Raw genomic sequence first — 12,551 nt, forward strand, 5'->3', positions numbered from 1 at the left:
CCGTGCTCCAGCGGCCACCGCGGGTAGCTCTCCGATGTCCTACAGTCTCGGGTCCCGGCCCCGGTCCAGGATGATCACCCGGCTGATGCAGTGGACCGTCCGCGCCCGCTGGGGGCTGGCCTCGGTTGTCATCGCCGCGCATCTGAGCGGTCTCGCGGTGATCGTCACCCAGCTGATACTCATCGGATTCCCCGGCCGTGTCGGCTCCGATCAGTTGAGCGGGCTGATCATGGTCACCGTCTACCCGACCGTCGCGTCGCTGTTCGGGATCGTGCTCGCCGTCCGGGACCGGATGAGCTATTTCTCCTGGTTGGACGGCTCCCGTAAACCGACGCCCGAGGAGGCGCGGCGGATCCTGCACCTACCGCTCGCGATCACCATCCGCTCGCTGCTGATGTGGGCGCCCGGGGTGGTGCTGTCGGCGATCCTGCTCGCCGGGCTCACCACCGAGAACGATCTCACCGTCCTGCTGGCCATGTTCTCCATCGGCGGGCTCGAATCCGCGGGTATCACCTATCTGGTCGTGGACCGGGTGATCCGGCCCGTGGTGCCGATTGTCGCCGGGGTGCTCGGCGCGACCATGCACTGGAGCTCCTCGGTATTCATCCGGGTGGCCCTGGCCTGGGCCGTCTCGGGCGCTATGCCGCTCAGCGCGCTGATCGTGGTGCTGGCCGATCCCGCCACTTCCATGGAACACCGCATCCGGACCGGTATCTATCTCGCGGCGATCAGTCTCCTCGTCGGTGTGCTGGCCACCTGGGCGCTGGCCCGCGCCGTGGCCGCGCCGCTGCGGACATTGCGGATCGCGGTGGACCGGATCACCCGGGGCGATCTCGACGTCCGGGTCTCGGTCGGCAGTGCCAGTGAGATCGGCCGGCTCGAGCATTCGGTCAACGAGATGTCGGCGAATCTGCGCGAACGGCTCCGGATGCGCGATGTGTTCGGGCGCCACGTGGGCGAGGAAGTGGCCGAACGGGCGCTGGCCGGTGGTATCGATCTCACCGGTGATGTGCGGGAGGTTTCGGCACTGTTCGTGGACGTCACCGGGTCGGTGGCGATCTCCACCGGCCTGCCGCCGCAGGAATTCGTAGCCATGCTCAACCGGCTGATGACCATCGTGGTCGCCGCGACCGAAGAGAACGACGGCCTGGTGAACAAGTTCGAGGGCGACGCGGCGCTGTGTATCTTCGGCGCCCCGATCGCGCTGGCCGACAATGCGACTCCCGCCCTGCGCGCGGCCCGCCGGATCCGTGACGAGATCCTGGCGGCCGGCGAATTCGATATCGGGATCGGCGTGGCCCGGGGCCGGGTGTTCGCCGGGGATATCGGCACCGACACCCGCCGCGAGTACACGGTGATCGGGGACGCGGTGAACGCGGCGGCCCGGCTCACCAATCGGGCCAAAGAGGTGCCCCGGCGCATCCTGGTCTCGCAGAGCGTCATCGATGCCGCCACCGCGACCGAACGCGCCGGATGGGTGAAGTACGGGGCCGTCGCGCTACGCGGTATCGATGCGCCGACCCCGTCCTGGACGGACCGCGAAGACACCGCGCCACACTGACTCTCCCCTGCGAAGGCCACAGCGCCGTCAGGCCTCCCGTGCGGCCCCGGTCGGTCCCTACGCCGCGGCCACAGCACCGGTCGGGCGCACGCGCCCGCGGCCGACCGGTACCGATCGGCCGCTACGCGGAGGCCACGGGGCCGGTCAGCGCGGCGCGCAGCGCGGCGGGAGTGGTCACCGGCAGATCACAGACCGAACCGCGGCATACGTAAGCCGCCGCGGTGCCCTCGATCGAGGGCCGATCGGTGAGCAGTGGGACGGTATCCACATCGGCCCGGACGACGACGGCGCCGCCCGGCGCGTATTCCCGGGCGACCGCCAGCAGTTCCGCATCACCCACCGGCTGGTAGCCCGTGGTGGAGATGGCGATCTGCAGCGGACCCTGTAGTGCGGCCTCGGCCACCGTCAGCCACTGTCCGGCCGATCGGGGTGCCTTCGCCAGCACCATCGCACCGCGCGCCAGAGTGTGTTCGGCCAGTTCGCGATAGCGGGCGGCGTGGTCCGGTTCGACGACGGCCGACGCGGTCAGCAGCGCCTCGGCCAGCACCGACGCCCCGGCGGGGGTGGCGCCGTCGATCGGATCCCGGGGACGCGCGATGAGTGTTTCGGCGTCGTCGGCCGTATCGAACCAGCTGCCGGGCGCGTCCGGGTCGGCGAAATGCGCGATGGCCGAATCCAGGATCCGGTGGATATCCGGTAGCCAACCGGCCGAGCCGGAGTACTGGTGCAGAGCCAGCAGCGCGGTGGCCAGCCAGGCGTAGTCCTCGAGCACACCCGGCGCGTTACCGGCGACTCCGCCGAGCGAGGCGCGCACCACTCGGTCGTCCACGACATGCCGTTCGAGAATCACTCGGGCGAGGTCGTAGGCGGCGTCGAACCAGTCGCGCCGGTCGAGTGCGCGGGCGGCCTCGCAGAGCGCGGTGATCGCCATACAGTTCCAGGCAGTGACCGCCTTGTCGTCGCGATCGGGTTGCGGGCGTCGTTCCCGCGCGGCGCGCAGCGCGGTGCGGGCCCGGTCGAACCGGTCCCCGTCCTCCGCGTCGGTGCGCAGGGTGAGCACCGAACAACCCTGTTCGAAGTTTCCCGCCGTCGTGACCCCGAAAACCTCCCCGGCCCACGCGCCCTCGATGGGACCCAACTCCCCGATCAACTCGGCGGGATTCCAGACATAGGTCGCGCCCTCCACTCCGGGCTCACCCGGCTCCACATGGGTGTCGGCGTCCAGGGCCGAGGCGAAACCGTGGGCCGTGGACAGATCGTCGAGCAGGAAACCCACCAGTTCCTCGGTGATCCGGCGCGGCAGCCGGTCACCGGGACTCCGGCGCGCGAGGTGCGCGTAGAACCGCAGCAGTTGCGCATTGTCGTAGAGCATCTTCTCGAAATGCGGCACCACCCAGGCCGCATCCACCGAATAGCGGGCGAAACCGCCGCGCAACTGGTCGTAGATACCGCCGCGGGCCATGGCTTCGGCGGTACGATCCACGACGGCCCGCACCGCGGGATCGCCGGTCCGTTCCCAGTTGCGCAACAGGCCCTCCAGCAGCGCGGCCGGCGGGAATTTCGGCGCGCCGCCGAAACCGCCGTTGGTCTCGTCGAAATCGCGCAGGACCGCGGCGACGGAGTGGTCCAGCAGTTCGGCGGTGACGGTGAGCTCGGATTTCGGGATCCCGCCCGCCTGCTCGCGCAGAGCCGCGGCCACCTGTTCGGACGCGTTGTCGACATCGGCCCGGCGGTTACGCCAGGTATCGGTGATCGCCGTGAGCAATTGGGTGAACGACGGCATTCCGCCGCGCGGCACCTTCGGGTAGTAGGTACCGCAGTAGAACGGCTCGCCCGCCGGGGTCAGGAAACAGGTCATCGGCCAGCCGCCCTGGCCGGTCATCGCGACCGTGGCGTTCATGTACACCGCGTCCAGGTCCGGACGCTCCTCGCGGTCGACCTTGATACAGACGAATTCGGCGTTCATCTGCGCGGCGGTGGCTTCGTCGGCGAACGATTCGTAGGCCATCACATGACACCAATGACAACTCGCGTACCCCACCGATAGCAGAATCGGCACGTCCCGCTCGGCTGCCTCCGCCAGCGCCTCGGCATTCCACTCCCGCCAATCCACCGGATTTCCCGCATGCTGACGCAGGTAAGGCGATGTGGCACTACCCAATTGATTCACGCCCATCAACCTCCTGAATCAAGTCGACACATCGCGTCCTCCACACAGGCGCGCCCCGACCCTGAGAGTCGGGCTTGCCGAAATAGCAACAACCAACCCACTCAGAGCACCGCCAACTAGTGCGCCATCACATCAAGAGTAGTGCGCCATCACCTCGTGCAACTGCCCCCGCCGAACAAGACCCACGCGTCGCGGAATGAGAGCCACTGGACCAAGTCGCCAGCGGCACCGCCTGCGCCCCGCGCGATAGCGGCGGCTTCCATCGGGAGACGTCTCCACAAGATTCAGCTGTTGGGGTGGTTTACCTTCACGAGTTGTGACGAAAGTGTGACGGCAGTGTCGCCGGTGAAGTGCGCCGGACCATGCCGGGCCGGGACTGATTCGCCTACTGACCCCACGTATCGACGGGTCACACCGGCGTTCGGGCACCGCCATAACGGCGTCGCCGGACTCTGCGAGCCAGAGCCGGTTTCGCTACCGTCGCGCTCGTGGCGGCACGGCCCCGCCACGGACCGGCACCGACACCGGACTCGCCTCGAAGGGCCGGCAGTTCATCGCGCAACCGGGCACCGTCCCGGCGGAAGGACACACCGACCTGCCCGAGATAGTCGAGACCGCGCGGAAGAAGCTCACGGAGCTCGGGATGACCGATCGCATCGACGCTGTTTCCGGGGACTTCTTCGAGTCCGTACCGTCCGCCGATGTCTACGTGCTGGCCGCGATCATGCACGACTGGGACGATGCCTCCTTTATCCGTATCCTGCACTCCATCAAGAGTGCCGCGGCGCCGGGCGCGCGGGTGGTGCTGATCGAGGGCCTCGTTCCACCCGGCGACGAACCGCACGCCACCAAACTGATCGACCTGACCATGCTCGGCATGAACACCGGCAAGGAACGCAGCGCCACCGAGTTCGCGGAGCTTTTCACCGCCGCCGGGCTCACCCTGGATCGGATCGTGCCCACGCCGGAGCAGTACTCGTTCATCGAGGCGCACATACCGTAACGGATCCCGACTCACGCCAGGGCCGCGACGACCTCGCGGTACGCGCCGACATCGGCGAGCCGCCCGTCCCCGACGAACCAGGCGACCTCTTCCACGGCCCGGAGAGCACGCCCCGGCGTGCACGCGCTCCCGGTCCACCTCCAGGCCGTCGGCCGTGGCCGCGAGCACCTGACGGGCGAGAGTTACGTCCGCCGGGTCCGTTACCGATCCCAGGTTTCAGTGCTCGCGGACATCCTTCCCCTGTTCGGCGAACGCCTTGAAATCCTGCATATGCTGCTGCGACTGCTTGCGGAAAGAGCCGGGCATCAGAAGCCCCACCAGCCGCATCAACAGACCGTCGAACCGGTATTCGCTCTCTTGCTCCCAGAGTGTCATCTCCGGATCGGCTTCGGTCAGTCGATCGCGTACGACGCTCCACATACCCGCGCCGACGATCTCACGGTCGAAGTGAACGACGCTCTCTTTCGGAATGCCGTGCAGGTCCGCCGGATCCCGGCGTGTGATCGTTTCGGTGCACTCGATCTCCCGCTTCCCCGACTGCATCACAACCCGCGACCTGGTGCCGAGCTGCCCGTGCATCCCCTTCACGGGCTCATGCAGCACCACGCCTCGCAGCCACTTCGGTAGGTGTGCCGGGTCGGCGAGCAGTTGGGCCACTTTCTCTCGCGGCAGCGCGATCTCGATCGAGTTGGTGTACTTCATGGCGCGCACTCCTCAGCGGGGATGTCAGGTCGGATCGGGTGCGTAGAACGTGGTGGTGGCCTCGACCGCTGCCGCGACTTGCCCCGGTTCGCCACCGGCCGCCAGGTGAGCCTCGCCCCAGGACGCAGCGCTGCGCCGGATGAACTCGCGCCCTTCGGACGACTTCTGAAGCTCCTCGTGGCCGACGCTCTCGCCGCCGGCCAACATCCGAGCCAGGGCGAGGAATATGTCTTTCATATCAGGGTCCCTTCGCTGATGGATCGGTCTTGTCCGCATCGGCGCCGGACCCGGCCGGTCGCGCGGATTCCCCACCAGCCGGAGTCCGAGCTGCACGCCGGCCCCGGGCCAGCTCGGTTTCCAGGGCGTCGAGACGTTGTTCCCAGAACCGGCGAAACCGGTCCAGCCATACGTCGACCTCACTCAACGGCCCGGGCTCGACGGCGTAGAACCGCCGAGCACCCTCGGGTCGCACCGACGCGAACCCGCTGTCACGCAGCACGCGCAGATGCTGTGAGACAGCCGGCTGGGAGAGTCCGAACTCGGAGCGGATCACGTCCGTGATCGCGCCAGAGGTCTGCTCACCGTCTGCGAGCAGCTCCAGAATGCGCCGGCGCACCGGGTCGCCGAGGATGTCGAACGCGTGCACAAGTATGGATCGTATCAGCTCTTACTTATATAAGTCAGTGCTGGCATCTTGGCCATCCCACAGCGGATCGGTACCAACGTCTACGTTGGAAGGTGTCTCGTCCCACCGGTCGAATCACCCTTCAAATCCAGCAAGCCGAGTTCCGGCTGCGCCTCGGACTCGGGCATACGCTCCGCCCCCTGATGCGTTTTGCACCGGCCGCCACCGGTCGCGATACCGCAGGGCCTGCCCTTCGTGGTCATTGCCGCGCACTGCAGAGCAGGATCGTGAATATGGCAGAGCCCGGACAGTCCGGCGTCCGTGGGGCAGGGAACACCCGCCTTGGTGGTGGCTCGGCAACGCCCACCGGTCACCATGGCCGGCTTGCGGACAGCGTGATCACGACGGACAGCCTTACCAGGCTGCTCCTCGACTCCACCGGCCTCGCACGCACCGCGAACAGCCAAGCGGTCCGCCCGTTCGTTCTCGGGGTGCCCGGCATGCCCTTTCACCCATTTCCATTCGATCTCATGCGGTGCGCACGCTTCCATCAGCCGTTTCCACAGGTCGGCATTCTTGACCGGCTCCTTCTTCGTGGTCACCCAACCATTGGCCTGCCACTTCCGTACCCATGCGGTGATGCCGTCGCGCACATAGGTGCTGTCGGTATAGACCCGAACCTCCGAGGCCCTCGTGAGCCGCTCCAGCGCTTCGATCGGCGCTGTCAACTCCATCCGATTATTGGTCGTGGGACCCGGATCCCCACCGAAGATTTCTCTCTCGTGCCGACCGAACCGAAGCACTGCGCCCCACCCACCGGGCCCCGGATTCGGACTACACGCACCATCGGTATAGATTTCGACCTCCACGCCCGTCAGGCTAGCGTCGATTCACCCGAAGTTGCTCGGATCGAGCAGCTTTCGCGCCGAGGGGCGGTCCCGCAATGACCCCGGATCGACGCCGAGTGGTCGCTCAACCTTGTTCATCAACCGGAATCCGATACCCGGCCTCGGCCGACATGAAGCGACGCACAGGTCCACACCGCCGCGATAAGCCGCATATGCGGACGGCCTGCTTGTTATCTGCCGACAAGGTCATCGCTATCGTGAACGACAAGGTTACCGTTCAGTCGCGACTGGGCCGACGTGGCCGAGTGGACTCGCGGATCGGACGTCGGATCATGGCAGAGGACCTGATCGTGACTCGGGTGCTGGTGATACCCGCGTCCGAGTTACGCGAACGATTCTCCCGGTCGTCAGGTCCAGGAGGGCAGCACGTCAACACCACCGACAGCCGGGTAGAGCTGTCGTTCGACCTCGCCAACTCGCCCTCGGTCCCGGATCGGCTGCGCACCCGGATGCTCGACCGACTGGCCACCCGCCTGGCCAACGGAGTGCTCACGATCGCCGCATCGGAGCACCGCGCACAGCTGCAGAACCGCGCGGCCGCCCGCGAACGCCTGGCCTCGTTACTGCGTGACGCCGCTGCCGCCCCGCCACCTGTTCGCCGCGCCACCAAGCCCTCACGCGGAGCAAAGGAACGCCGCATCTCCGCGAAGAAGCGGCGCGGCGTCACCAAACGCAACCGACGCGCCTCCCCCGACGACTAGCCGGCGGTTGCGCTACGCGCCGTATCCGCCGTCGATCCTCAGCACTGCGCCGGTGACGTAGGAAGCCTGCGGGCTGGCGAGGAAGACAACACCTGCGGCAATCTCCTCCGGCCTGCCGTGCCGCCCCATCGCCGTTGTCGGAAGGAACATGGGTGCGGCCGGGCCGTCGGCGGGGTTCATCTCGGTGTCGATGAACCCGGGCTGGATGACGTTGACCGTGATGCCCCGGTGGGCCAGATCGCGGGCTGCGCCGCGGCTGTAGCCCTCGAGGGCCGACTTGGTGCCCGCGTAGTCGGTCATACCGGGAAAACCCACCCGTGTTCCCACACCCGAGCTGATGTTCACGATCCGCCCGCCATCGGGCAGCAGCGGATACGCCGCCCGGATCGCGGCCACCACACTGGTGTAGTTGATGGCGAGCTGGCGATCCAGGGCCGACTCGTCGAGCTCGCTGTCGATCGGGCCGGCGACGGTGACGCCCGCGTTGTTGACCAGAATGTCCAGCGTTCCGAACTGCTGGACCACGCTGTGGACCAGGCCCGCCGCCTGCGCCGCGTCCGACTGGTCTGCCCGGAAGGCCGCCGCGCGGACCCCTTTTGCCTCCAGGTCGGCGACCACAGCCTCGGCCTGATCCGCCGAGGACGAGTAGCTTATCGCGACGTCGGCTCCTTCGTCGGCCAGCGCCAGCGCCGACGCCGCCCCCATTCCCCGCGATCCGCCGGTCACGATCGCCACTTTGTTGTCCAGCTTTCCCATGTGCTTCCCACTTCCCTAGGTGCGACGGGATTCTTGACTATACGGTCCACCATAAGCAGTTGTGGACCATGCAGTCAAGAATCCGTATCCTGGTTCGCATGGCACGTCCGCGAGCATTCGACGAGAAGCAGGTACTGAACGCCGTCCGGGAGCAGTTCTGGGGCGCCGGTTACGCCGCGACCTCGCTGGAAGACCTGATGCGGGTCAGCGGGCTGGGCAAAGGCAGCCTCTATGCAGCGTTCGGCGACAAGCGTCAGCTCTTTCTCCGGGCGCTGCACAGCTACACCGACGACAACCATGGCCGTCTCCGGAACGCCCTCGCCGAGGCTCCACGGGCCGTGGACGCACTACGCATGCTCCTCGAGGCACCGATCGATGACCCGACCGGCGCCGGAACGCGGCGTGGCTGCCTGATGGCCAACAGCACCTGCGAACTCGGCAACGCCGATCCGGAAGTCCTCGCCCACGCCCACCGCACCTACGAAATATCCACCGCGCTGATCGGTGACTGCGTCGCCCGCGCCCAACGCGAGGGCGACCTGCCGGCCGAAGTGGATCCGATCGCACTGGCGCGGGCCCTTCTGGCCGCACAACAAGGGATCGTCTTCATGGGCCGGACCGGGTTGGACACGGCCACACTCACGGCCACGGCGCGATCACTCGCGGCTCAACTCCTGCCGGACCACTCCGGCGACTCGCCCGACAGATGAACCGTCCCGGGTCGGCTTGCCGATAAAAGAGGGCCCTATGCCCCTGACAATAGCGAGACCGGACGCAATGAGGCTCATCGCCCACGCTTCGATGTCCTCCCACCCATAGCCGCTCGCAGCCCCGATAACGATGTCGTTCTTGGCGTCCGGTTTCTTGTCGCCGCTCGCCGGAATCGGCGGGCACCCCCGTGGATGTCGACCGATCGGACAATCTGCCGACAGAAAAGCGACGGCGCCGAACCGATCGCGAGCGTGCGCAGAACAACGACTTCGCGGGCCTGCGTCTATTGCCGCACACTCCCCACCCTCACGGCTGCCGCCGCCCTGCCGAGTCCCGCGCGTATCCGGGTTTCTACCGTGGACCCGTGATCAGAACCGCCGCCCTGGCCCATATCCGTGACCGCCGCCTGATCCAGACCCGCTCGACCGGAAAGACCGTCTTCTACATGGCCGGCGGGAAGATCGACTCCGGGGAGAGCGCGCTGCAGGCATTGCACCGGGAGGTCCGTGAGGAGCTCGGCGTCGGTGTCGCCGCGGTGAGCGAACTGGGTGTTTTCGAGGCCGAGGCCTATGGGCACATCGCCGGAACGCGGCTGCATATGACCTGTTTCCTGGCCGAGGTCACCGCCGAACCCAGCGCGCTCGGCGAGATCGCCGAATTCCGCTACTTCACCGGCGGTGAATACGCCGCCATGCCCGAGGTCGCGCCCGGTTCACTGCTCGTCTTCGAACATCTGCACCGGCTGGATCTCATCGACTGGTAGCCGGCGCTGTACCGGCCGGTCCCGATCGCCGGCGCTACAGCGGTCGGTCGCGGTCGTCGGCACCACCGTTCGCGGTCGGCTCGGCGCGCCGCGCCACCCCCGGTTCGGTGCCCTCGTCGGCTTCCTGGTCCGGTTCCGGATGTTCGGGCTCGAAGGTCTCCGGCAGATTCTTCAGATGCTTGTTCATCGAGCGGACCAGCAGGAAGGTACCGGCCAGCAGGATCAGCACGATCGCCAGACCGAGTGGGGATGCTTTACCGAATTCCGGACCGGTCGGCGTACCGGGCGTCTGCGCCAGCAGCGTGGTCGCGAATACCGAGAGCTGCACAGTCGCCATCAGCGGTTCTCGTCGGTGATACCGGCGAACAGGTCGGTTTCCGGGATATCAGTGCTCACCCGGGTACGTGCCAGCTCGAATTCCTCGGTCGGCCACAGCCGCTGCTGCATCTCCAGCGGAATGGCGAAGAACGCGCCGTTCGGGTCGACCTGGGTGGCGTGGGCACGCAGCGCGTCGTCGCGGCGCGGGAAGTACTTACCGCATTCGACCTGGGTGGTGACCCGGGCCATGATGTCGCCGCGTTCCACGGCGTATTTGCGGGACCGGTCCAGCCACTCCTGCAGCGGGAACGGTTCACCCAGTTTCTCGTACTCCTCGGCGAACACCTCCATCCGCCGGATCGAGAAGCCGTGGTCGTAGTACAGCTTGAGCGGTGTCCACGGCTCGCCTGCGTCCGGGAACTTCTCCGGATCGCCGGCGGCCTCGTACGCGGCCACCGACACTTCGTGGCACCGGATATGGTCCGGGTGCGGGTAGCCGCCCATCTCGTCATAGGTGGTCATGACGTGCGGTTTGAACTCCCGGACCACACGCACCAGCGCCTCGGTGGCCTCCTCGAGCGGAACCAGCGCGAAGGACCCGTCGGGTATCGGTGGCAGCGGATCGCCCTCGGGCAGCCCCGAGTCCACGAAACCCAGCCAGGTCTGCCGGACCCCCAGCGCGGCGGAGGCGGCCGCCATCTCCTCGCGCCGGATCTCGTCCATCCGTTCCAGCACCCCGGGGGTGTCCATGGCCGGATTGAGGATGCTGCCGCGTTCCCCGCCGGTCAGCGTAACGACGAGGACGTCGTGTCCCTCGTCGGCATAGCGGGCTGTGGTCGCACCGCCTTTGCTGGATTCGTCGTCGGGGTGGGCGTGCACCGCCATGAGGCGAAGGCCACTCACTTCTCGTTCACCGTCGCTCTCGGTCGCGGGTGTTCGGACTTCATTCCCTATAGTTCCATCTGGACCGATTCTGTTCCGACCTACCCCCCGGGAGCGCGAAATCATGACCGACCCCACGCCGGAACCCGGGCGCGCCGACCCCACCGGCTCTTCCGCGGCGACTTCCCCGGAAGCCACCGATTCCGCGCGGGACCGGTACGCCGACCGCTACGGCCGTCGCACGGCGCGGCCGAATCGCCGCTTGATCGGCTCGGCACTCACCGGTGTGGTGGTACTGGCCGGGATCGGTATCGCCTACCTGGGCTGGGCGCAGTTCGGTCCGAAGGACATCGAATCCGAGGAACTCGGCTACACCGTGCTCGACGATTCGTCGGTCGAGGTGCAGATCCGCCTCACCCGCGACGACCCCTCGAAGCCGGTGGTCTGCCTGGTGCGTGCCATGTCCCGTGACCTCGAGGAGGTGGGGCGGCGCGAGGTGCTGGTCCAGCCGACGGCGGGTGAGCACACGGTCCGGGTGAGCACGGTCGTCGAAGCCTCCCAACGCCCGGCCTCCGCGGCCATCTACACCTGCACCGACCACGTCCCGGGATATCTGCGCACCGAGTGAGTTGTGGTTTCGGCGCGGGCGGGCGGGGTACTGCCTCGACGCGCGGAAACAGGTCGAGAAAAGCGGACCCGCCGGTAAAAACTTCTCCGACCTGCCTTTTTGTGAATCATGCTAAAATGGCCTCACACACGGTTCCGGGGCTCGGAGCCGTGTTTGCTGCATTGGCGGCCAGCGCGGTCGATATCGGGGAGGGTCCCGGCACAGACCTGTCGGGGTTCTTCGAACTTCCCGCAGATCGCGATGGCCGTCTGCTGAAGCATGCCTGCCTGCGGGTAGGTCTGCCGCAGTGATCAGGGAATCCCGGCCTGCCGGGGACAACTACTAGGGAGTGATCGAGATGACTGAGACCCAAGTGACCTGGCTGACCCCGGAGTCGCACGACAGGCTCAAGAGCGAACTCGACGCGCTCATCGCCAATCGTCCGGTCATCGCTGCCGAGATCAACGAGCGTCGCGAAGAAGGCGACCTCAAGGAGAACGGCGGCTACCACGCGGCGCGCGAGGAACAGGGCCAGCAGGAAGCCCGGATCCGGCAGCTGCAGGAACTGCTGAACAACGCCAAGGTCGGCGTGGCTCCCACGAAGTCCGGTGTCGCCCTGCCCGGGTCCGTGGTGAAGGTCTACTACGACGGTGACGAATCCGATACCGAGACCTTCCTCATCGCGACCCGCGAAGAAGGTCTGGGCAACCCGGACCTGGAGACCTACTCCCCCAGCTCCCCGCTCGGCGGTGCGCTGATCGACGCGAAGGTCGGCGAGACCCGCGAGTACAACCTGCCCAACGGCAACCTCATGAAGGTGACGCTGGTCAGCGCCGAGCCGTAC

At 67.1% G+C, this 12,551-nt stretch carries 14 protein-coding genes and 1 pseudogene; 7 read left to right on the forward strand and 8 right to left on the reverse strand.

From position 1 onward, the window contains the following. Positions 1 to 34 precede the first annotated feature (34 nt). Positions 35 to 1,561 (forward strand): adenylate/guanylate cyclase domain-containing protein, encoded by a 1,527-nt coding sequence (locus IEY68_RS25250; RefSeq protein WP_229718967.1) that lies wholly within the window; start codon positions 35 to 37, stop codon positions 1,559 to 1,561. A gap of 121 nt (positions 1,562 to 1,682) precedes the next feature. On the opposite strand, the gene IEY68_RS25255 is transcribed toward IEY68_RS25250, so the two are convergent. After that, a complete protein-coding gene (locus IEY68_RS25255; protein WP_058854679.1) occupies positions 1,683 to 3,737 on the reverse strand; it encodes a thioredoxin domain-containing protein in 2,055 nt (684 codons plus the stop codon). Positions 3,738 to 4,335: 598 nt separating this feature from the next. Between IEY68_RS25255 and IEY68_RS36420 the strand changes: the two genes are divergently transcribed. After that, on the forward strand, positions 4,336 to 4,734 hold the full coding sequence (locus IEY68_RS36420) for a methyltransferase (RefSeq protein WP_267886572.1): 399 nt from the start codon (positions 4,336 to 4,338) through the stop codon (positions 4,732 to 4,734). A 216-nt stretch (positions 4,735 to 4,950) separates the two neighbouring features. Here the strand turns inward: IEY68_RS36420 and IEY68_RS25265 are convergent, their stop codons facing one another. The 4 genes and pseudogenes from IEY68_RS25265 to rnhA all read right to left on the reverse strand — a co-directional run. Beyond that, positions 4,951 to 5,436 carry an SRPBCC family protein gene (locus tag IEY68_RS25265; protein WP_058854681.1) on the reverse strand — a complete coding sequence of 162 codons (486 nt, stop codon included), beginning with the start codon at positions 5,434 to 5,436 and terminating at the stop codon, positions 4,951 to 4,953. Positions 5,437 to 5,460: 24 nt separating this feature from the next. Beyond that, on the reverse strand, positions 5,461 to 5,673 hold the full coding sequence (locus tag IEY68_RS25270; protein WP_063916366.1) for a hypothetical protein: 213 nt from the start codon (positions 5,671 to 5,673) through the stop codon (positions 5,461 to 5,463). Position 5,674: 1 nt separating this feature from the next. After that, entirely contained in the window at positions 5,675 to 6,082 is a 408-nt protein-coding gene (locus IEY68_RS25275; RefSeq protein ID WP_058854682.1) for an ArsR/SmtB family transcription factor, read from the reverse strand. A 419-nt stretch (positions 6,083 to 6,501) separates the two neighbouring features. Then, positions 6,502 to 6,939, reverse strand: a pseudogene (gene rnhA / locus IEY68_RS36425) (ribonuclease HI); the annotation flags it as partial. Positions 6,940 to 7,241: 302 nt separating this feature from the next. On the opposite strand from rnhA, the gene arfB reads away from it, so the two are divergent. Continuing rightward, positions 7,242 to 7,670, forward strand: a complete 429-nt coding sequence (gene arfB / locus IEY68_RS25285; RefSeq protein WP_058854740.1) for an alternative ribosome rescue aminoacyl-tRNA hydrolase ArfB — start codon at positions 7,242 to 7,244, stop codon at positions 7,668 to 7,670. Between the two features lie 12 nt (positions 7,671 to 7,682). Here arfB and IEY68_RS25290 read toward each other — a convergent pair whose 3' ends face one another. Continuing rightward, the gene (locus tag IEY68_RS25290; protein WP_058854683.1) at positions 7,683 to 8,426 is read right to left on the reverse strand and encodes an SDR family NAD(P)-dependent oxidoreductase; all 744 of its coding nucleotides are present in this window, start codon (positions 8,424 to 8,426) and stop codon (positions 7,683 to 7,685) included. Between the two features lie 98 nt (positions 8,427 to 8,524). On the opposite strand from IEY68_RS25290, the gene IEY68_RS25295 reads away from it, so the two are divergent. Continuing rightward, positions 8,525 to 9,136 carry a TetR/AcrR family transcriptional regulator gene (locus IEY68_RS25295; RefSeq protein WP_058854684.1) on the forward strand — a complete coding sequence of 204 codons (612 nt, stop codon included), beginning with the start codon at positions 8,525 to 8,527 and terminating at the stop codon, positions 9,134 to 9,136. Between the two features lie 365 nt (positions 9,137 to 9,501). Then, positions 9,502 to 9,900, forward strand: a complete 399-nt coding sequence (locus IEY68_RS25300) for an NUDIX hydrolase (RefSeq protein WP_058854741.1) — start codon at positions 9,502 to 9,504, stop codon at positions 9,898 to 9,900. 34 nt (positions 9,901 to 9,934) lie between these two features. On the opposite strand, the gene IEY68_RS25305 is transcribed toward IEY68_RS25300, so the two are convergent. Both IEY68_RS25305 and mca read right to left on the reverse strand, forming a co-directional pair. Then, positions 9,935 to 10,237: a hypothetical protein gene (locus tag IEY68_RS25305; protein ID WP_058854685.1), complete on the reverse strand. Its 303-nt coding sequence runs from the start codon at positions 10,235 to 10,237 to the stop codon at positions 9,935 to 9,937. After that, positions 10,237 to 11,103, reverse strand: coding sequence for a mycothiol conjugate amidase Mca (mca, locus tag IEY68_RS25310; RefSeq protein ID WP_058854686.1), 867 nt, complete (start codon positions 11,101 to 11,103; stop codon positions 10,237 to 10,239). The genes IEY68_RS25305 and mca overlap by 1 nt, the downstream gene beginning before the upstream one ends. 121 nt (positions 11,104 to 11,224) lie before the next feature. Here mca and IEY68_RS25315 point away from each other — a divergent pair, with 121 nt between their 5' ends. After that, complete coding sequence (locus tag IEY68_RS25315) at positions 11,225 to 11,728, forward strand: DUF4307 domain-containing protein (protein ID WP_082681319.1); 504 nt, start codon at positions 11,225 to 11,227, stop codon at positions 11,726 to 11,728. 337 nt (positions 11,729 to 12,065) lie between these two features. Then, the coding region (gene greA, locus IEY68_RS25320; RefSeq protein WP_189094496.1) for a transcription elongation factor GreA at positions 12,066 to 12,551 on the forward strand (486 nt) is incomplete at its 3' end.

The organism is Nocardia jinanensis (assembly GCF_014645735.1).
In the GTDB taxonomy this organism is placed as follows: domain Bacteria; phylum Actinomycetota; class Actinomycetes; order Mycobacteriales; family Mycobacteriaceae; genus Nocardia; species Nocardia jinanensis.